Genomic DNA, 22,067 nt, shown 5'->3' with positions numbered 1-22,067 from the left:
AGAAGGCAAAAATCCGTTCATGCTGGACAGCAAAGAACCGAACTGGGACGACTTCAAGGGCTTCCTGAAAGGTGAAGTTCGTTATGCATCTGTAATGAAGCAGTATCCTGCAGAAGCAGAAGAACTCTTCCAGGCTGCTGAAGACAATGCTAAATGGCGTTACAACAACTACAAGCGTTTGGCTAACCAAGCTTGGGGTGTTGCTGAATAAATAAATCGACTTAGAATAAATCGACTTATTAAATAAAGAAAAGGCGGAAGTCCCTCGTGGATTTCCGCCTTTCACTTTTATTGTGACTGCACCGGTATCCAGCTGTCCACCAGTTCCCGATGTTCACTAACCCATTGCCGGGCTGCTTCCTTTTCTGTCTTTTCTGTTTCCTCCATAGCAGTCATCAATGAGCTGATCTCTTCGTCTGTCAAACGAATATTTTTGAAAAGCCGGGCCACAAACGGATTCTTCTCTGAAAACCCTCTCCATGCAACTGTATAAATCTTTTCTGCAGCACCATAAGCCTTTTTAGGATCCTCCAATATCTTCAATTTAAAACGGTCGAACATCCAATGCGGTGTCCAACCCGTAACAACTATCCACTCGTTCCTGTCGATAGCTTTCTTCAATGAGGCAGTCATGGCAGGACCACTCGAAGTCATCAGTTTATAGTCCAAACCATAATTCTCTATCGCACTGTCTGTAGCGCGCATAATACCCGCTCCAGCATCAATACCGATAATTTTTGATCCAAACCGGTCTTTCTGTGCATTCAACTCATCAATTGAATTAACAGTCACATATTCCGGCACTACCAACCCGATGCGGGCCTCATCATATACCTCCCCGATAATTTCCAATTTATCTCCATACTGTGCTATATAATCATTCATCGTCACCGGCAACCAGACATCCATAAAGACATCTGCCTTTTTCCGGGAAAGTGAAGTAAATATCGGGGCAAGGTCGGCATTCAGTAATTCGACATCATATCCCTGTTCCTGAAGGATGGTTCTCACCATATAAGTCATGGCAATCCCCTCCGACCAGTTAACATAAGCGATCTTTATTTTCTTATTCTCTCCTCCGCCTCCGCAAGAGATGAACAAAAATACGGCAAACAATACTATTGTAATAATTCTTATTTTATTATTCATACATCAACTGATTATATTATTTTTTATTCTTTTTCCCGGCTATTCCCTGAGTAATCCTATCCAGAATAATAGCCAGTATAACAACCGCTATACCACCTTCAAATCCTAAACCGATTTTCATTTGGGTGATCCCCTTTAGCACTACTTCTCCCAGTCCTCCAGCCGAAATCATGGCAGCAATCACCACCATAGACAAAGACATCATAATCGTTTGGTTTACCCCTGTAAGAATGGTAGGCAACGCCAATGGCAATTGTACTTTATAAAGCAACTGCCAAGGAGTAGCCCCGAACGAACGCGAAGCTTCTACTACATTTTTTGGAACCTGCCGTATTCCCAATCCTGTAAGGCGAACTACCGGAGGCATAGCAAAAATAATTGTAGCAAAAACACCGGGTACCGTCCCCAAGCCAAAGAAAAGCACTGCCGGAATCAGATAAACAAAGGCAGGCATCGTCTGCATAAAATCCAGAACAGGCCGCATGATTTTATTACAACGGTCACTGTTTGCCGTCCAAATTCCCATCGGTACTCCCAACAACAAAGCCAGACAGGTAGAAGAAAGCACCAAGGCAAGTGTCTGCATCGTCTCTTCCCAGAATCCCATGCCGTAAACAAGAAGCAGTCCCGACAAAGTGAATACTGCCACCCCTTTACCAGCCTTAAACCACGCAAGTATAGCAAGCGCAAGAATGGTTATATAAAACGGTATCCCGAACAGTACATGCTGAAAACCGTCGATAAATCCTCCGATACCGATGCTCAACGCATCAAAGAAGGAAGCAAAATGATCTGTAAGCCAGTTTATGGCCATTTCTATATATTTTCCGATATTTATCATAAGTCTATTGCGTTTTGGATGATTTCATTAATTTCTTCTTTATCTTTTCCGGTCACCTCGATAATAAGAGAGGAAAGAGGAACGACTCCTTCGAATTCCCTGTCTTCATTTACCACCCAGATAGGTGAGTTTGTTTTTGTCATCAACGGCAGAATATCTTCAAGAATCGTATCGCCCAATACAGAATGTACCTCATGGCGTACGATGGAATCGATCGACTTCACCTGTTCCTTTCTTAACTTCAACAAATCATTCAACCGGACTTCTCCCACCAATATATTCCCATTATCCACTACAGGCAGTACCGTTAAATTGCGTTCACGCATTTTACGGATCAACACTTCCGGTCCCTCTTTCTTCAAACGTGCCACCAACGGTTTATCGATCATAACCGAAGCGGCTGTAATAATCTTACTGCGATCCACGTTTTCCACAAAACGTTCCACATATCCATTGGCCGGTTCCGTTAAGATTTCCTCCGAAGTACCGATCTGTACGATCTCTCCATCTTTCATGATAGCAATACGATCCCCCAACTTAATGGCTTCACTCAAATCATGGGTAATAAATACAATGGTTTTCTTCATCTTGGCTTGCAGAGCCAGCAACTCATCCTGCATCTGTACACGAATCAACGGATCAAGAGCCGAAAAGGCCTCATCCATCAACAGTACCTCCGGATCATTGGCCAATGCCCGTGCCAGCCCAACACGCTGCTGCATACCACCGGAAAGTTCACCAACCATCTGATTCTCGTATCCTTTCAATCCTACCAATTGCATACTTTCCATAGCCTTTCGCTCTCTTTCCTCCCGTTTTACACCTTGAAGTTCGAGTCCGAAAGCAATGTTATGCAGTACCGTACGATGTGGCAATAAACCGAAGTTCTGAAAAACCATAGCCAACTCTTTGCGCCGTATCTGCAACAGTTCTTTATCGGAGACCTTAGAGATATCCGTCCCGTTGATAATAACTTCTCCTGAAGTCGGTTTTATCAATCGATTGATACAGCGCAACAAAGTAGATTTTCCACTTCCGGACAATCCCATAATAACGAATATTTCTCCTTCGTCAATCGAAAGGTTTGCGTCTCTAACAGCAATCGTACATCCGGCTGCTTTCAATATTTCACTTTTACTTTTACCTTCTTTCAGCAGGCGAAGTGCCTTCTGCTTTTCGTTTCCAAAAATAAGATACAAGTCTTTAATGTTTATTTTGTTCATACATAAATAGGTTTAGATAATTAAAATGATGTTCCATGCCTGCATTGAAACAGACATCGTATATTACTGCATGTAATCCAACAGTAAAAGTCTCATTCCGAGAAATTTTCGGCTTGTCTACTGTCCGATAAAGATTAATAAATTACATAGAATGGTTGGCGCATCGGTGAAATCCCGCACAAGCATAAATCCGAGAAAATATCAAATCAGAGTGTATCGAAGTTACGGCACATCATTTAAAACAATATCTTTATACCCTTTGTTCACAAACTTTTATTCCCCCAAAAAGAAAAATTACATAATTAAATAATCTTTTTTTGCAACATAACTACGATATAAGAGCTAATAAACACTCAAATATACCCGATAAACACTATTGATAATTAGTGCATTTTATTTTCCGAATATAAATGCCTAAATTCACAAAATATTAATCATATAAACAAACATCATTATGAGAAAATTATTACTTGTAGTTTTTAGTATCCTTGCCATAAATGCACAAGGACAAAGTTTAACCGAAGAACCGATAGTCATAACAGCTAAAAGTGAAATAGCACACTTTTTCGTAGCCAATCCTTTCTTATATACGATTACAGAAAGCAGTAAAGACTACATCGTTGATATTTATAATGACGAATTAAAAAAATCCGACCAATTTATAGTCAAGAATGCCGTTTACGACCGAGAAGCAGATGTAGCTTACGGCATCGCTGATTTTGACTTGGATGAATTAACCGGTTATGATGCATACAGTGGTTCTATATGGAGTCAATACCTATTCAATGACGATGATAAAATAGAATATATATTTTGTACTTTCAATAAAGAGAAGACAGGTAACCAATCTACCTATTCTCTTCAAAAAGCAGAAGTTATGAATGAAGACGGAGCAGTACTCGGTACTCTCCCAGTGGAAGCAATAAACTCCTATTTTGGATATGGAAGTGCGGAAATAACCATCGAACTGGTTCAATTCGGTAAAAATTACTATATAAGAAATGAATTTGAAACAAATAACTCCACTGATCCGGGAGAAATGGTATTTAATACTACTTACTGGAAAATTAATAAAAGCACAGAGGGATCAGGGGTAAAATTCACCAAAACCGCCAGTTTCAAAAATTATCCCAATCCGGTGCGCCAGAATGAAACATTCACAATCGAAGTAGGTGAAGAATACATAACTTCGAGTAATTTCATTGAATTGTGTGATCAAAGTGGTCGTATGATTCATCGCCAGGCAATCACAAGTAAAGAGGTAAAAATTCCTACCCGCCGTATGAAAGGCATGTATATCTATAATATCGTATCCGATGGCAAATCCATCAGTACAGGCAAAGTGATCGTACAATAATAAATTTTATTCGAATATTTGAATAGGGAGAAGCAATTTCAGAGTTTCTCCCTTTTTGTCTTTCAAATGAATAAGAGTATCTTTGCCCATAAATCAAGATAAAAAGAATCTATGTACGAATGGGCTAAAGAAATGAATTGTGCCGTAACCGTATGCGACACCAAAGGAATCATCCTTTACATGAACGACAAGGCATGCCAAACGTTTGCCAAATACGGAAATCTAATTGGGAAAAATCTCCTTACCTGTCACAACGCACAGTCACAGGAGAAAATACATGAAATGCTACAAACCGGCGGCAGTAATGCCTATACAATAGAAAAAAACGGCATCAAGAAGATGATTTATCAAACTGCCTGGTTTAATGAAGGAATAGTAGGCGGACTGGTAGAAATATCAATGGAACTCCCCGGAGAAATGCCTCACTATATCCGGAAATAAATGCACCTCCAAGAGAGATAGCATCTTTTTTAAAACCCGCAGCATCTAAAGTGGAAGATGCTACGGGAAATTGATAATAACTAACTTCTGGATACCTGCAATCCTTTGTCGGACAGGGTCATCTCTACAAAACGAGCCCGTGGGTTCGGAGCATATTCTGTCAATATCCGACGAATCTGTACAGCCGCCTGCGGGTCTTTTGCCACCATATATAAATAACCACCGCCTCCGGCTCCCGGTAATTTATGTCCTAACGTGTAATCTTCAATCAAACGAATAATCTTTTCCACTTCCGGTGGATTAGTACCGGCATCAAGGGCTTTATTCTGTAACCAGCTCTTTCCTACCAGCCTGCCATAACTCATAAAATTGCCACGTAAGATAGCCTCATTCATATCCAAAGCATGAACTTTCATTTCGGACAACAGCGCAAGATGCTTCCCGGAATTAAGAAACATGGAACGAACAATCTCACCCAATATTCCTTTTGCCGTACGGGTAATGCCTGTGTAATACAGTAAATGACAATCGCGGTATTCCGGTTTTGTGAAAAGCTGATCGGGCAACCAGCGTACCAACGGAGTCTGATCAAATCCAGCTTCCGTCTGCAATAACTTCACACCGGAGAATACACCACCGTATTGATCCTGCCAACCTCCACCGGTCGTAAGCAACTGTTCTAATACCAATGTACAACGGCAGATTTCATTTTTATCCCAAGCCAATCCGCAAAAATCATTAAGAGCCCCCAACACGGTGGAAGCAAGAATGGAGCTGGTTCCCAGTCCGGAACCTGCCGGTATGGCAGCCAACAAAGTCACTTCGATCCCAGCGCCAAAGTCCTCCAATTGTTCCTGCAAAGAACCGTAGCAGATTTCCGAAAACTGTGGTATGAAACCTGCCAGTGCAAGTGCAGCTTTGGGTATAGAGAAAGGAGAACCGACCTTACGATAATCCTGCAACTCTTCATAAGTATTCACTACTTCCATTGCTCCCATATCGATGGAGCGAAGTACGATATGAGGCTCCTTACAAGTCTTAACGTATACTTGCAAAGGAGGCTGCCCATTCAACTCGATAGACAAGTTCACCACATTTCCACCGGAATAAAGCGAATAAGGAGGAGTGTCCGTCCAACCTCCTGCCACATCGACACGTACAGGACTGCGTCCCCATACAATCTGATCGGAATAAACATTGAGTACAGGATGGCTCTTTTGTTTGCAAACCTGCCCCAACAAACCATTACGTAACAAACCGAATGCCGCCTTTTCTTCTTCACGGCTGTCTTGCTTGCCTTCCAACTCCATAATACGGGCCCGTAACATCCGGTTGTGCATTTGCAACATCTGTGCAGCATCGTCCGGAAGAGCCCGTGGTGTTTCAAGTCCAAGTTTTACAAATTCATGAGCCGCATCTTCCAAATCAAGTTGATAGAAAACACTCTTCTCGTAATTAGTCGACAACGCCTGCCAGTTTCCTCTACGAAAAGCTGTACGCTGGGCATAGAGCCGTTGCAGATTGGCACGTGCAGAAATTTCATCAGCCGAGAACTTTTTACTATTCAGCCATAATGCACGCCCTTCTGCCAGATCAGGCTCAGTAGTCATCCAGCGTAGCAGTACCCCAAGTTCCTCTACCGACTCGGTCAACGGAAAGACAGGAGCGGCCTGTAAATCATCGATGCGTCCCCGGAAATCATCGGTCGACAGACCACGTTGCTCCATCCACTCCGTAAAAGGAATGCCGGTAAACATCGTATGCGGCGAGTTCAAGGCTCCTTTAAATACATCATCCAATCCATAAGGACGTGCTACAAAACCATTTTCCCCCATCGGAACCACATCCAGACAAATACCGTCCGGCAAAGAAATCTCCCAATCATTCTCCGGTATCCCCGTTATTATCTGACAAGAGCCCAATTTCCACCCTTTGCCCACGTAACTGTTTTCAATCCACAGATTCGCATTTCCAGCAGAAAAAGAGATGGCAGTAGAAGAGTTCTGCACAAAGATTGCCGGGTTCGGTTTCACCTTCCGATGCATGATAAGACGCTGGTCGCGAACTTTATCCTGTACAGCCAACGTAGAAGAAATAAGCTCACGACTTGTTCCGTAATGATAAAACTCTCCTCCGGGCAAAGGCAGTATGGCAACGGAAAGACTATTCAGCTCTTCATCTATCGTCTTCGGATGGCTACCGAGAGCAAGCCCATAATCGGAATAGAGATCATAATAGGTTATCTCGCCGGTATCTTTATCTAAAGAACGCTTCATCAAAAGTTCTACGGCACGGTCACTCAACAGCCATATCCCGATATCCATAAGGAAAAGATGTGTTTTGGCCAACCCCTCCAACTCTGCAAGAGAAGGTTTCTGCAACATAAAATCAAGTATATCCGGCGTCTTCCTGTCAGAAACAAATACCCCATGATGAGTAGCCAACGACGGGTTTACCCAAAGCCCGTAACACACGACATCAGCATCGGGAATATCCTGCAATGGCTTTTCCGAACGGATGTATACATCACCGCTCGCTATCAACGTATGTATTTTCTCAGGTGCCATACCCATGATTCTCTCGTAAAGAGGCAATTGAAGAGACAGTAAGTTCTGTTCCAACCGCTGTCCCCGTTCCCAACTAAAAACAGGTATCGGAGTCAGTATCTTTCCGGAAGGAGCATATCCGGGAAGGCGGCGACTTTGTCCACCGGCGTGAAGCAATATTCTTTTTTCGTTTTCCAGCCACCCCGGAAAGGACTCTCCGGAAGCATAATTTTCATGACAGGCTTGCAGCAACCAAGTTGTTCCCCCCCCCGAACCCAACTTAGCCCCTATGGGATCGGAAGTACAAAACCATTCCGAAGTATCCACTCCTTCCAACTCATGAAAGCAATGAACCAAATTCGGCGGCAGAGATAGTAATTTCTTCATGATTAATCTGTTATTATTTAAAATTCATGTTATTCATCATAATGCCACAGGCATCGGGTCATATCCACATTTCCATTTTTTCTAAAACAAACGCCCTCCTCCTGCAACAACAGACGCTGTTCTTCCCATCCGGGAGCAAGCCTTCCCTGTGCATTGACTACCCGATGACAAGGCAGATTCAATTCGGAAGGAACCTGTTTCAAGGCTCTCCCTACCATACGCGAGCATTGCGGCTTTCCCAATAAAGAGGCTATTTCTCCGTAAGAAATAACCTTTCCGGCAGGCACATCCCGAACAACACCGTACACTTCCCGGCAGAAAGCATCAGACATTTTTTCTTTATCGACTTTATAATCTTTCATTTCTCAATTCCTTCATTTCGTTCACTCTTTCATCCTCTCATTTTTTCATTTCATTCCTTCACTCCTTCATTCTTTCTCACGTCCCTTTCCGTTTCAAAAATTCCGTCGGACTCTCGCCGAACTGTTCCTTGTAACATTTTGTAAAATAAGAAGGAGAAGTAAATCCGACCTCATAGGCTATCTCAGCCACTGTCATTCCGGAAGAGGCCAACAAAGATGCCGCCCGTTTCAAACGGGACATACGCAACAGTTCATTAGGAGCATAATTGGTCAGTGACTTTATTTTGCGGTATAATTGCACACGGCTCAACCCCATTTCTCTACCCAGATCTTCCACATTCAATTCAGAGTCTCCCATTTTCTCTTCAATAAGAGCCTTGAACTTTTCAACAAAATCCTTATCCAGATCGCAAATATCCTCTTTCGCCAACGTTTGCCTATCTCCGAAGAATTGCTTCAGGCGTTGGTGCGAATCAATCAAATTATGAATACGCGCCAACAATAACTGCGAGCTGAAAGGCTTGGATATGTACGAATCTGCACCGCCGTCATAACCTTGAATACGCTGCTCATCAAGAGAACAAGCCGTCAGCAAGATTACCGGAATATGGCAAGTCTGCAATTCGCTCTTCAAACGACGGCAACACTCAATGCCATCTATTCCCGGCATCATCACATCGGAAATAATCAAATCGGGCACATATTTCATCGCTTTGCGGATACCTTCCGAACCGTTAGCCGCCTCGATCACAGAATATTCCGCACTTAGCAATCCATGAATATAAGAACGGATATCCGCGTTGTCATCGATCACCAATACAGACATCCGGGAAGAATCATAATTCCGTTCTTCCTCTTCCTCCCCTTCCAATAATTCGACAGGAGACTCATGACCGGATGTGCCCATAGAAGACATATCCATAGAAGATGTATCCGGAGAAGACGTACAACAACAAAATGGAAGATCAACGGTAAACATCGTCCCCTGCTTCTCATCACTTTCCACTTGTATAGTTCCACCATGCATTTCTACAAAAGCTTTCACCAGAGCAAGACCGATGCCGGATCCGGCATGATGCATATCTATCTTATAAAACCGGTCAAAGATGCTACGGATATGCTCCGCAGAAATCAAACTACCGGTATTGGCTACGGTAAAGCGGAAAAAAGGTCGTCCTTCCTTTTCCAAGGCAAAAAGACGGACTGTCACCTTCCCATTCTCCGGAGTAAACTTAAAGGCATTGGAAAGAAGATTGAAATAAATACGTTCCAACTTCTCTACATCAGCTTGGGTACGATAGTTTGTATCCGGCATATGATCGAAAGAAAAACGAATATGTTTCTTACGTGCTGCCGCCTGAAAAGATTCGTTCCAGTTTTCAAGGCATTGCAATAAATCGACAGGAACCGGAGTATACTCCATCTTACCATTTTCATACTTACGAAAATCAAGAATCTGATTGACCAGACGCAGCAAGATATTCACATTGCGCTGAACAAGAAGCAGCAGTCTATGCTGATCGCCGGAAAGCGTTTTATCTGCAAGCAACTGTTCTACCGGATCTGCCACCAATGTCAAGGGAGTACGGAAATCATGGGATATATTGGTAAAAAACACCAATTTCGCATGAGTTGCCTCTTCCAACTGATGAGACAGTTGAACCAATTGGTCCCGTTGCTCCGAAAGAGTATCACGTTGTTCCTCCAACTGCGCCTTTTGTCTGGAAAGTTCAGAATTCAGTCTGTTTTTAGTTCGGAGAGCTTTATAGACTACCAACAAAAGTCCGGCCACCAATAACAGGACAAACAAACTGCCATAAAGTACCACCTGCTGATTGGCATACCGGGACAAATATCCACTGATACGGCCGTTCAACGTTTCTATTTTCTCATCAAGATCGGCAATATGAGCCGTCTGGAGTTTCATCACCGGAGCATTTATCGGATCGACAATCGCTGTTTCCAAAGTAGTTTCACGCGGAAAAGGCTTCTTTTCAAGAATATTCATCGCCATCTCCAACACTTTGTCTCCATTGGTAGGATAGATAAAAGTAGCATCCAGCACATGATCCAACACCAATTCCACCCCGTTTCCTTTTCCGGGCAAGGCATCGATCCCTACAAACACAATCCCTTTTTCTCTCCCCTGTTTTTGTGCCGCTTCGAAAGCTCCCGGTGCAATGCGGTCATTGTGTGAATAGACAGCATCTATCTTCGGATAAATTTTCAAAAGAGAATCCATTATGATTCGTCCCGGTTCACGCTCCCAGGCAGCATCCGCTTTAGCCAACAGATGAATGTCCGGATAATGACTGATGGCACTCATAAATCCCTGATGCCGCTCCATAGCAGGAGTCGAACCGCTCAAGCCGGTAAGCTCTACGATATTTCCTTTACCTCCGAGCTTCGCTGCCAGATAATTACCGACTTCCCGTCCTATTTCATAATTATCCGCTCCCATAAAAGCGGTATACTTATCAGACAAAATTTTCCGGTCCACCATAATAACAGGAATCCCTTTATCAAAAGCCTCTTCCACCACCGGTGTAATCGGCGCGGCTTCGTTGGGAGCCACAATTAACAAGTCTACTTTCTTGTCAATAAAATAGCGGATATCCTCTATCTGCCTCTTATTATCATCATGCGCCGAACGTATTTCGACCGAGACCCCGTCATAAAACATAGCCTCACGCAATATCTCATCGTTCATCTTATGACGCCAACTGTCATCACTACATTGTGACATCCCGATTACGTAATGAGGTGTATCCTCCTTGCATCCGGTTATAAAGACCAATAAAGAAAATAAACCGGCCATAAATGCTGAATTACACCACCGCATCTCCCGCAACATTTTCATCCTATATCTCATAGTTGTTAGTAGAATGTGTATTGAGATTCAAAGATAAAGATTTCTTTCGGAATATCACATTTCCATTACAAACAAAATACAACTCCTTGTTTACTTATCCCAAAACGATAAAATTAGATGCATTACAAATAAATAGAAAGAAAACCGAAGTGTACGCCTAACTGTGAAAGCGGAAAAACAGCAATAGCCTTTACACCCTGTACTTCGAGCATCTGAGCAATAAAAGGATCGAGCGAATAAATATCAGATGTACAGATAATATTATTATCTTCGAACATATCAAACCAAGGCTTTCCCGCCTCAATAGTCATACTCCGCAGATAATCTATAGCCGGCTCGATACCGTCGTTACACCATTCATAGGTACTGCCATAGGTAACACCGTCAAGGTGGTTTTCCCATGTCGCCAAACGATCGACACCGGTATAGCAGCCAATTTCCGCAAGCGCCATATTCATAGCCGTAAGTATATCCGGTTCCAATTGCAATATCTACAACACACTGATAAACAACAACTTCCTTCGGTTAGTTGTTTCCAGTTTTTCTTGAATGGCAATTAAGTCTTTGGATTTCTCTTCAACCATCTGTTCGAGCCGGGTACGGTACTGTTCCAGTTCCATGCCGACTCCTTTTTGTTCAGAACCAGTGAATTTCATATTTGATTGATAGCCGTAAATTGAATAAAATAATTAGTTAAGTCTTGCCGAGAAATATCCTCTATGCTACAAATATATAGATTTATTTTTCGGCTTCAAAAACGATCTATTTTCTAAAAAGCCTCCTCATTAGCAAATCGAAAAGATGGATAAGGATTGTAACTGATAAACATAAAAGAGCTGTATCATTATTCAAAGGTAAAGTTGATACAGCTCTTTTTATTACTGATGAAAGGCATCAAGTTTCAGATTAAAATCATTTTCTCTAAAGTTGAACCTTGACATACCCCCAACAAAATTCTATTTACTGTTTTACAATTACTCAGAGAAAGTATGTTACCATGAAAAATTCGGATTGAATTGATGAACAGAAATAGCCAACTTCCTAAGTTCATCAGCGATTTTAGGGTACTGTTCTATCAAGTTTTTTTGCTCCGACGGATCTTTGTTCATATCATACAGTTCTTCTACTATATTTTGGGGATGTTTCATATTCAATCTTACCAATTTCCAACCATCTTTAATGATAGACTGTTTACCTTCTCGCTCATAGGTTTCATGATATATATATTCATGTTCCCTTTGTGTTCCTTTTCCAGTCAATGTTGGTAAAAAAGATATTCCGTCACAATTTTCAGGTTTATCACATCCTACTATATCAGCTACTGTAGGCAGAAAATCCCAAAATGCGGAAATGTGCGAACTGGTCTGCCCCTTTGCAATTACATTTTCCCACTGCACAATAAAAGGAGTATGTATTCCCCCTTCGTACAAATCACGTTTGATTCCACGAAAAATGCCATTGCTATTGAAATACTCCGGATCATGTCCTCCCTCTTGATGTACGCCGTTATCCGAAGAAAAAATGATAATCGTATTCTCCAATATATTTTTCTCTTTTAGCTTTCCTACAATTTTACCTACCGCATGATCCAAGCAACTCACCATAGCAGCATAAGCAGCACGTGGCTTTGCTTGTGCCGCATAGCGATTACCATGAAATGGAACTTCATCAAATTTTCCATCAAACTCCTGTAAAGATTCTTTAGGAACTATTAGTTCTGCATGAGGCAGTGTAGGTGTAAAATAAAGGAAAAATGATTTAGAAGCATTACGATCAATGAAATCCAATGCCTTTTCTGTTATCAAATAAGGAGAATACACTTGATTTTTTAGCATTAGTTGCTTATCATTTTCCCATAAAAAATCCGGATAGTAACGATGGGCCTTGCGCTGACTTAAATATCCGAAAAAATAATCAAATCCATGTTTGCGAGGATCTCCTTCACTATTTGGTCCTCCAAGTCCCCACTTTCCAACACATGCAGTAACATATTCGCACTGTTTAAGTAAATCTGCAACAGTGTTTTCACTACTTGCCAAAGGGAAATCGTACCCCATAGATGTAGCATCAGGTAAATGTTTGTTTCCCCTTATATAAGCATGTCCCATATCCTTACCTGTCAACAAAGCACAACGGGATGGCGCACTAACTGTAGAACCGGCATAATGGTTGGTAAAACGCATACCATTCATTGCTAATCGGTCTATATTGGGAGTTTTCAATATTTTTTGCCCATAACAACCTAAATCCCCAATTCCTAAATCGTCCGCTAAAATATAGACTATATTAGGACGCATTGATGTCGCATGAGTAATATTTTGTCCAACAACACAGCTAATCGGAAATAAAGAAAAAATCAAAGATAAATGTTTATTCATAGTCATCTATGACAGTATTAGAATAATATTTTTTACAAATACAAATTTTCAAATGAGGCGGAATGATATATAAATATCATTTTACCTCTTCCAGCAATAGAACCCCACTTTCATACGGTTTTGAAATATTAAATGGAATTCCGACATTCATTAAATACTCTCCTGTGAAAATTTTACCATCGGCAAAACAAGAAGATTTATTGAGTTTATTAAGTTCTTTAACTTTGTATTTTTTATGTGGCATTAAACCTTTCAGACTCTTACAATAGAATTCATTTCTGACATGATAGCCCAAACTATAAACAAAATAAACAGCCCTGTCTTTTGCGGGAGACACATACATCAATGATGCCCATTTTTTACTGTCATAGGGTGACGACAATCTGAATAAATCACCATGTTGTATTATCGGGCGAATATTTTTATAGGTATCAATAGATTGTTTTACAAAATCAACCTCCTTCCCTGTAATATCACGAGGTTGCAGCTCCATACCCAGACGCCCCGACATAGCTACATCGACTCTGAATTTCAAAGGTAATGACATTCCTGTTTGATGATTGGGACTTGAAGAAATATGTGATGCAGTAGCTATAGCAGGAAAAAAATGGCTTGTACCGTGCTGAATATAAATACGATCAACCGCATTTGTGTTATCACTTGTCCAAAATTCATCATGATACTTTAATGCACCATAATCCAAACGCCCTCCGCCAGAGGAACATAACTGAATCAATAAATCAGGATATTTAGCTCTTATTTTCTCATAAACTTTATAAAGTCCCTTCGTATATTCATACCAAAAATGAGACTGTTTATCAGAGGGAAGATAAGAAGATCCTACATTGTTTGCATGTCTGTTTGCATCCCATTTTATATAAGAAATGTTAGGTGACATTGATACGACTTTATCAAAAGTTTCTTCTACAAAATGTTGAACATCAGGATTGCTTAGATCTAAAAGCCATTGGTTCCTTTCCACATAAGGTGTATATTTATCTGTTTTGACTATCCACTCCGGATACTTTTCTGCTAATACACTACGTGGATTCACCATTTCGGGTTCAATCCAAATTCCAAACCGCACACCTTTATTGACAGCATAATCAGCCAAATAACCGATACCATGAGGTAACTTCTTTTTATTTACTACCCAATCTCCCAATCCCGAATCAGCTTTATCCCGCGGATACTTATCACCAAACCAACCGTCATCCAATACAAACAACTCCACCCCAAAATTCGCAGCATCATCTATTAAAGATAAAATATCCTTTTCATCAAAATTCATGTATACACCTTCCCAACTATTCAAAACGATAGGACGCAGATCGTTACCATGTGCTAATGCATAACGCCTACTCCAATTATGGAAATTCTGAGAAATGCGATTTTTGCCAATAGAGCTATAAGACCATATTATTTCAGGAGTCTTAATTTCTTCTCCCGGTTCTAAAATAAATGAGGAAGCAAATGGATTCATACCTACAACTATATCCAAATTTCCAGTTTCCGATACTTGAAAAGACAGTTTATAATTCCCAGACCATGCCAATGCACCAGCATACACCTCACCTGAATACTCATCCGCCTTTTTATCTATGCTAATTAAAAAAGACGAATTTTCAGTCTGTGCCGTTCGTACTCCTTTAGTACTCTCTATGGATTTAATCCCATGGGTTAGTAATTCCTCTTCTAATAGCATTTCATTGGCCCAAGCACCGGCAAAATGACTTAGATAATAATGATCCGCATGAAGATTTAGATAGCCGGAAGCAATATTTTCAATTTTTATACTTTTATTCTCGTGATGCTTTATCGTGACATATTGAGTTATAATATCCTCTTTTTGATATGCCTTAAAATGAAGAGAGACATTTATATCATATAATTTATCCTTTAACTCAATTATAGTTTCGACAACATCCGAACTAACAGGAATTGTCCGAATACCGGAAAATTTCAATTCAGATGCCATTATTCCATCCCCATGAGTAAGCTTAAGTGCAGGATTTATAGAGGTAGTCCCCCCAAATGTAGGATATAAAGCTGGAAATGGCTGATGAGGATTCTTACGCAACTCGTAAGAAAAGGCATCCAAGTTTCGAAGCTTATTACCATAATACCTGTAAATTACCTCATCGTCAGTAGTAACGGAAAATACCATACAAGTATTCTCCGTATTTATTGACAAATTATTTTTTACTACCTGTGCATGAGCTAATGTGCAAGATACAAGATAAAATATTAAAAATAATTTCTTCATTCTCATCGATTTATATTATTCATTATCTTGATAAGCACTTTTCAATTGATATAACTTCTCCTTTAAGTCAGCGACTACTTTCCGATAACGTTTATCATTATAGAAGTTTCTCATTTCTTGCGGATCGCGTTTCATATCAAAAAGTTCCCAATCGGGAGTATAAGGCATTTCGTGAGTTCCTTTCTTGTTCAATGTCTTACCATAATAATAAATAAGTTTATACCGTTCAGTGCAAATACCATAATGTGCTACAGTATGATGATGTTGGTCACCATGCATCCAGTATCGGTAATACATTGCATCACGCCATCCTTTAGGTTCTTTTCCGTTTTTCAAAATACTTCTGAAACTTTCACCCTGCATATAGCTCGGTTTTGAAATTCCTGCATAATCCAATAAAGTAGGAGCAAAATCGGCATTGATAATGATACTCTTATTGGTACTACCCGGCTTTATCTCATTGGGATAACGTATTAACAACGGCATATTTAAACTCTCTTTTTGCATATATCGTTTATCAAACCATCCATGCTCTCCTAAATAAAAGCCCTGATCTGAAGTATAAACAATAACGGTATTTTGAGCAAGTCCGTTCTCGTCTAAGAATTTCAAAATACGCCCAACATTCTCATCAATTCCTGCTATACACCGTAAATAATCTTTCATATAACGTTGATACGCCCATTTTCGAAATTCATCTCTTGACAAGTTAGCCGGTAATTCACATTTCATGTCCTTTTCATTCATGTCTTCCAAACTCATTGTCTGTAACTTAGTGTAATAAGCCCTTCCTTCATAAGTATCAAACATATTTTCCGGTTCCGGAATTTCCACATCTTTCAATAAATCTGAAAAACGTTCTGCATATTCCCAACTTCTATGAGGGGCCTTGAAATGACACATCAACATAAATGGCTGATTATCATCTTTATGCTCTTTCATCCAATTTATAGCCTGAGACGCTATCACATCCGTAGAATGTCCTTGATAGATTTTGCCGGGAGTTTTATCAAAAGGGCATGTGTTTCCTTTCCGTTCTTCTTTGGAAATCAAAACAGGATTCTTGTAACGACCTTGTCCTGGTAACACATTATAGTAATCAAAACCTGCAGGTTCGTATTTCAGATGCCACTTCCCGATAATAGCTGTCTGATATCCACCTTTTTGCATCTCTTTAGCAAAATTGTCATGCGTTGGTAACAGACCGTCATCCAATGTATATACACCATTTTTATGACTATATTGACCAGTCATAATACAAGCCCGGCTCGGAGCACTGATAGAATTGGTAACGCAACAATTATCCATGCGAATCCCTTCATTTGCAATTCTATCGAGATTAGGTGTTGGTAATACTTTAGCCAACCTGCTTCCATAAGCACTTATAGCCTGTAAAGCGTGATCATCAGACATGATATATATAATATTGGGGCGTGTTTCCTGCGCCACAACTTGCATTTGCAATGCAGCCAATGAAGTGGCTGCCAAAGTTAAAAATTTATTCATTTCTCGTTCATATTAATAAGATTCCTTTAATAAAGAGTTTCCATATTCAAGAGCTTCCTCATAGGTATTATCATATTCAGGAAATCCCTTAGTACCTTTTAAAACGTCTTTGGCATAGACATTCAAATAAGAGCATTTTCCACGGAATGCGGCATCCATTACTTCTTTAAGGGATCCTACATCTTTGGATGTCGCACCGACCATCTCAAAAAAGATCTTTGTTTTTTTTGCCCACGATGACAGTAGCTGTACCTTAGCGGATTCCTTTTCGGAGTATCGATTGCCCGAAAGTCCATTTTGTCCAATATACATTCCACATTCAACAGCCCGATTTCCAAACAGCTCAAAATTATTATTATCAAATAAAGAGCCCTTATTTAATGCCACTTCAGTCGGTAATTTTTTAAATAGACCAGAAGCTTTAGGTAACCATTCTAAAACAGTCTCTTTCCACAAATCCTCACTGTACTTACATCCGTTGCTCGACTCGATATTCATGAACACCTTTTTAAAATCCGGATCCTTTTTATTGATAGAACGAAAACGGTATGGATTAGTTTCAGCTCCCGGAGTGATGTCAATAAAGAGAATATTTGGATTATTATCGTATCGTTCTGCTATTTTAGATAAAAATCGTAAAGCATAATGTTGGTATATCGGATCCCAAAATAATGGTATTTCCGTCTGGCTGGGAGCATGAAACGCATATTTAGCTCCTTTTTCCCAAACCCATTCGGGAGTCGGTGTTTTAGACATCGGATCTTTCCAGTAGCCACTTGTTACCCACTGCATTCTCAATACTACTTTCTTTTTGTATTTCGCCCACGATGCTATAAACTGATCTATCGAACTCCAATCATATACACCATCCTTTTTCTCTATATTTGCCCATTTTATAGTTCTGACAGCTCCTATGATATATGGATTCTTTTTTACCAAATCATCCTCAGAGCTTTCATAGCTGGCAAAATAAAGCAGTCCCTTGCTATAATCCGTTTTTTGAGCGTTCATTCTTAAAAAAAAGCAAAATAAAAGAGCCAGTAATAGATAAATGTTTTTTACCTGCATAATTATCATTTTTTTAATTGTAATTTTTCATATCCGAACTTAAGAGCTTGTTCATAAGACGGATCATAATCTTTATATCCTTTTGTCCCTTTAAGAACGTCGACGGCATAAACATTCAAATAGTCTGCGTCTATTCTTACTGCCGCTTCCATTACTCCCATTAAGGAACCGACCTGTCTTTCTATATTACCAGAAGCCAATGCCATCTCTTGGAAAACAGGAACCTGCTGTTTCCATTGTCTAAATAGCTTATAACGCCCACCATTTTGATTCTGGTAACTTGAAGCTTTTATTCCATTCTGCCCAACCATCACATGACACTCTACAGAATATTCACCAAATAACTGAAAATAATCTTCTTCAGGAAACAGCCCCCCCCGATTAAGTGAAACAAAAGTAAGTACATCGCTATACATCGCAGAAATAGATGATATCCAATTCTTGACAGTACTTTTCCATAATTCCGGTGAATAAGCCCGCCCTTGACTATCTCTGACTTTTGAAAAATCTTCAAAGAAATTAGTGCTTACACTACCGGTCTTAGGATGACAAGGAAATGTTTCATATCCAGGTGTTGCCGATACAAATAACAAATTCGGATCTTTCCCATAACGATCATAAATAGCTTGCATTAGACGAAGAGCATGTTTATTATATATAGGATCCCAAAATAACGGTATCTCCGTTTGAGTCTTTTCATCATAATAATACTTGGCCCCTTCCTTCCAAAGCCAATCTGGAGATGGATGACGCGCCACTTCATGTGGCCACAGTCCTGTAGATATCCATATCACCCGTATAGCTACTTTTTTACCTCCGGCCGACCATTTCTTGAAAAATTCATCCAACTCGCTCCAATCATATTCTCCTTTACTCTTTTCCAATTCACTCCAATAAATAGTGTAAAGCGCCCCCACAATATAAGGATTTTGTATAGCCAAATCGTCTCGATGTTGTTTCGATGCGAAATAAATCAGTCCCCCATTCGTATTTGTCTGATTCTTAATAGAAGGAGAAGTCTTAGGTGGCGTATTTCCGGTACATGAAACACTCCCCATAACAACACATAATAAAAAAAGGATTATTCTTATCATTTGTCTTTCGCTTTAGATGAGAAATAATTATAGCCATTTTTTAGAGCCTCATCCCATTTTGTATTATAGCAGGAGGTTCCTACAGTTGATTTAAGTACATCTTGAGGATACACATTCAAATAGTCACAATCTATGCGCTTGGCAGCTTCAATAACTCCTTGCATAGAGCCTGTGTTTTGCGTTTCTGCAGCATGAACCATCTCAAAGAATAATTTAGTCTTATTCTTCCATTGGTTAAATAATTTAGTTCTTAGTGCATCATTTCCCTGATAGCTGTTTTCGTGTATGCCGTTTTGACCGACATACATACCATTATCCACGGCTGTTTGACCGAAAACCGGAAAATTATTCCGTCCAAAAAGACTTCCTTGATTCAACGTTACCAAACAAGGGATATCAGTCATTACTTTGGCAGTTTGCTTTATCCAGCTTTTAATTGTTTCTGTCCACAAATCTTCTGTGTAAGTCCGGCCATCACTGGCCGGAACTTTTGAAAAAGATTCTTTAAATTGAGGATCTTTTCTATTGATTGTTCCAAAACGATATGGATTTGTTTCTGCTCCTGGAGTAACATCGATAAAAAGTATCTCCTTATTATTTTTAAAGTGTTTGTTGACAGCTTTCATAAAATTCATGGCATGTTCTCTAAATATCGGATCCCAAAATAAAGCTAATTCAGTATTACTCTCTTTATGATAAGCGTACTTGGCACCAGCTTTCCATACCCATGCCGGAGTAGGCTTTCCAGCCACTGGATTTCTCCAATAGCCACTACTTGACCACATGATACGCAAAGCGACCTTTTTTCCAGCCTTTGTCCAGCGATTCACAAAATCATCCACCTCTTTCCAATTATACTTACCTTGCTCCGACTCTATCACAGACCAATGCATTGTATACAATCCCCCAATAATATATGGATTACTTAAAACTTCATTATTCTCAACATAACCATGACTGGCGAAATAAATCATTCCAGCAGGAGTATTACTATACTTGAATGCAAAAACGCTATTTAAGCAACATAGGCAAATAATTAATGCAAATATTGTCTTTTTCATGACATCTTCTTTTAATTGATATTCCGTTCTTCTTTAGTCAATGGAAATATAGGATTTTGTTGATGAGACTCTTCCATATAACGCAAAGCTTTCTCAATTATTTCAGGTTGCTCTTTGGCCACATCATTAGATTCCGAACGGTCTTTGTCCAATTGGTACACTTCAATCTTATCGGCATCAATATATTTGACAACTTTCCAATTATCAAATACCACAGCCTGTTTATATTCATGTCTCGGTTTTACACGTTCCGAACGCTCGTTAAATTCCCAATATAAATAATCATGAACTTTTTCCTGAGTTTTACCACACAATGTCGGAGCGAAAGAAATCCCATCTGTTTGTTCCGGAATAGGAGCACCAGCCAATTCACAAATAGTAGGCATGACATCCCAAAAAGCGGACAAAAGATTCGTCTGCGATCCCTCTGGAATAGTTCCTGTCCAGCGCACGAGCATAGGTGTATGCATTCCTCCATCATACAAATCACGCTTAAATCCTCTATAGTCACCAGTCGAGTGGAAGAAGCGATAATCATGCCCACCTTCATTGTGTGCCCCATTATCACTGGTAAATACAATTAACGTATTCTCGCCTAAACCAAGTTCATCCACCTGAGCTACTATTTCCCCAACATATTTATCAAGACTCATCAACATAGAAGCGAAAGCCCTTTCCTCTTTGGGCCAATCATTCGCCTCTATCGGCATATCAGCATGATATTCCATCGGAGCATGCATCAGAGAATAAGCCACATATAAAAAGAACGGATTATCTTTATTACTCTTTATGAAATTCTTGGCCTTATCAGTCACCAACCTATCCATATTTATTGGCCGATGACTATTTTCTTCTTCAGTAAGATTGTAATATTTCCCATTTTCATACATAGGCTCAATATTCTTTTTGGAATACTTATCATAGGGTATATGTATTCCATTCTGGTCCCACAAAGAATCTATAAATACCCCATAATGATTTGGAAAATCTGCACTCAATTTGCCAAAATGATAATCAAAACCACGATGGTAAGGAGTTTGATTGGTCAATTCACCTCCTAAATGCCAACGTCCACACATACCTGTGACATAATTTGTCTGATTCTTGATAGCTTCCGGCAGAGTAATATCATTATTGTTGATGGGGGCCACTCCCACTCCGGCAATACTTTTATTACCACGGATACTGCTATGTCCCGAATGTTTTCCGGTCATCAGTATACATCTGGATGGTCCGGAAACCGGTGCTCCTGAATAGTGGTTAGTAAAAATCATACCATCAGAAGCCAGCTTGTCAATATTAGGTGTTTTGATAATTTTTTGACCCAAAATACCAATATCCCCATACCCTAAATCATCGGCTAAAATATATATGATATTGGGAGTTATCTGCTTTTCAGAAGTTGAACCTCCTGCACAAGATGTCAATCCGGCAAATGCAACACAAGAACTTATCGATAATAAATTTTTCATCACTCTATTATTTTTTTAATATTATTATTCTATTATTTGAAATA

At 39.9% G+C, this 22,067-nt stretch carries 16 protein-coding genes and 1 pseudogene; 3 read left to right on the top strand and 14 right to left on the bottom strand.

What is annotated here, in order from left to right:
* Positions 1-211: hypothetical protein (locus QVP90_RS02220; RefSeq protein WP_288203796.1), on the top strand; the 211-nt coding region annotated here is incomplete at its 5' end.
* A gap of 77 nt (positions 212-288) precedes the next feature.
* Here the strand turns inward: QVP90_RS02220 and QVP90_RS02215 are convergent.
* From QVP90_RS02215 to QVP90_RS02205, 3 genes are read right to left on the bottom strand one after another with little or no spacing between them, the layout of a single operon-like run.
* Positions 289-1,149 (bottom strand): glycine betaine ABC transporter substrate-binding protein, encoded by an 861-nt coding sequence (locus QVP90_RS02215; protein WP_021935548.1) that lies wholly within the window; start codon positions 1,147-1,149, stop codon positions 289-291.
* Positions 1,150-1,165: 16 nt separating this feature from the next.
* Complete coding sequence (locus QVP90_RS02210) at positions 1,166-1,990, bottom strand: ABC transporter permease (RefSeq protein ID WP_005929659.1); 825 nt, start codon at positions 1,988-1,990, stop codon at positions 1,166-1,168.
* Positions 1,987-3,213: a quaternary amine ABC transporter ATP-binding protein gene (locus QVP90_RS02205; protein ID WP_005929657.1), complete on the bottom strand. Its 1,227-nt coding sequence runs from the start codon at positions 3,211-3,213 to the stop codon at positions 1,987-1,989. The genes QVP90_RS02210 and QVP90_RS02205 overlap by 4 nt, the downstream gene beginning before the upstream one ends.
* A gap of 454 nt (positions 3,214-3,667) precedes the next feature.
* On the opposite strand from QVP90_RS02205, the gene QVP90_RS02200 reads away from it, so the two are divergent.
* Together QVP90_RS02200 and QVP90_RS02195 are read left to right on the top strand one after the other, a co-directional pair.
* On the top strand, positions 3,668-4,570 hold the full coding sequence (locus QVP90_RS02200; RefSeq protein WP_007481467.1) for a T9SS type A sorting domain-containing protein: 903 nt from the start codon (positions 3,668-3,670) through the stop codon (positions 4,568-4,570).
* 111 nt (positions 4,571-4,681) lie between these two features.
* Complete coding sequence (locus QVP90_RS02195; protein ID WP_005929654.1) at positions 4,682-5,011, top strand: PAS domain-containing protein; 330 nt, start codon at positions 4,682-4,684, stop codon at positions 5,009-5,011.
* 80 nt (positions 5,012-5,091) lie between these two features.
* Here the strand turns inward: QVP90_RS02195 and QVP90_RS02190 are convergent, their stop codons facing one another.
* From QVP90_RS02190 to QVP90_RS02140, 11 genes and pseudogenes are all read right to left on the bottom strand, one after another.
* Entirely contained in the window at positions 5,092-7,944 is a 2,853-nt protein-coding gene (locus QVP90_RS02190; protein ID WP_007481466.1) for a bifunctional fucokinase/fucose-1-phosphate guanylyltransferase, read from the bottom strand.
* A 29-nt stretch (positions 7,945-7,973) separates the two neighbouring features.
* Positions 7,974-8,306 (bottom strand): MGMT family protein, encoded by a 333-nt coding sequence (locus QVP90_RS02185; RefSeq protein ID WP_021935547.1) that lies wholly within the window; start codon positions 8,304-8,306, stop codon positions 7,974-7,976.
* A 76-nt stretch (positions 8,307-8,382) separates the two neighbouring features.
* Positions 8,383-11,052: a hybrid sensor histidine kinase/response regulator transcription factor gene (locus QVP90_RS02180; protein ID WP_406566617.1), complete on the bottom strand. Its 2,670-nt coding sequence runs from the start codon at positions 11,050-11,052 to the stop codon at positions 8,383-8,385.
* 260 nt (positions 11,053-11,312) lie between these two features.
* Positions 11,313-11,834, bottom strand: a pseudogene (locus QVP90_RS02175) (hypothetical protein); the annotation flags it as partial.
* Between the two features lie 336 nt (positions 11,835-12,170).
* The gene (locus tag QVP90_RS02170) at positions 12,171-13,556 is read right to left on the bottom strand and encodes an arylsulfatase (RefSeq protein WP_044094070.1); all 1,386 of its coding nucleotides are present in this window, start codon (positions 13,554-13,556) and stop codon (positions 12,171-12,173) included.
* A 76-nt stretch (positions 13,557-13,632) separates the two neighbouring features.
* Entirely contained in the window at positions 13,633-15,828 is a 2,196-nt protein-coding gene (locus QVP90_RS02165) for an alpha-galactosidase (protein WP_021935545.1), read from the bottom strand.
* A gap of 9 nt (positions 15,829-15,837) precedes the next feature.
* A complete protein-coding gene (locus tag QVP90_RS02160; RefSeq protein ID WP_005929627.1) occupies positions 15,838-17,328 on the bottom strand; it encodes a sulfatase family protein in 1,491 nt (496 codons plus the stop codon).
* Between the two features lie 12 nt (positions 17,329-17,340).
* Positions 17,341-18,339: a beta-galactosidase gene (locus QVP90_RS02155; RefSeq protein ID WP_224206327.1), complete on the bottom strand. Its 999-nt coding sequence runs from the start codon at positions 18,337-18,339 to the stop codon at positions 17,341-17,343.
* Positions 18,340-18,401: 62 nt separating this feature from the next.
* Positions 18,402-19,337, bottom strand: a complete 936-nt coding sequence (locus QVP90_RS02150) for a beta-galactosidase (RefSeq protein WP_198285261.1) — start codon at positions 19,335-19,337, stop codon at positions 18,402-18,404.
* Positions 19,338-19,486: 149 nt separating this feature from the next.
* Positions 19,487-20,551, bottom strand: coding sequence for a beta-galactosidase (locus QVP90_RS02145; RefSeq protein WP_007481460.1), 1,065 nt, complete (start codon positions 20,549-20,551; stop codon positions 19,487-19,489).
* Positions 20,552-20,562: 11 nt separating this feature from the next.
* Entirely contained in the window at positions 20,563-22,023 is a 1,461-nt protein-coding gene (locus tag QVP90_RS02140) for an arylsulfatase (RefSeq protein ID WP_005929613.1), read from the bottom strand.
* Between the last annotated feature and the right edge of the window lie 44 nt (positions 22,024-22,067).

Origin of the sequence: Bacteroides sp. CAG:189 (assembly GCF_000432295.1) — a bacterium.
GTDB lineage: Bacteria > Bacteroidota > Bacteroidia > Bacteroidales > Bacteroidaceae > Bacteroides > Bacteroides salyersiae.
This window is presented reverse-complemented; position numbering and strand designations above follow the sequence as displayed.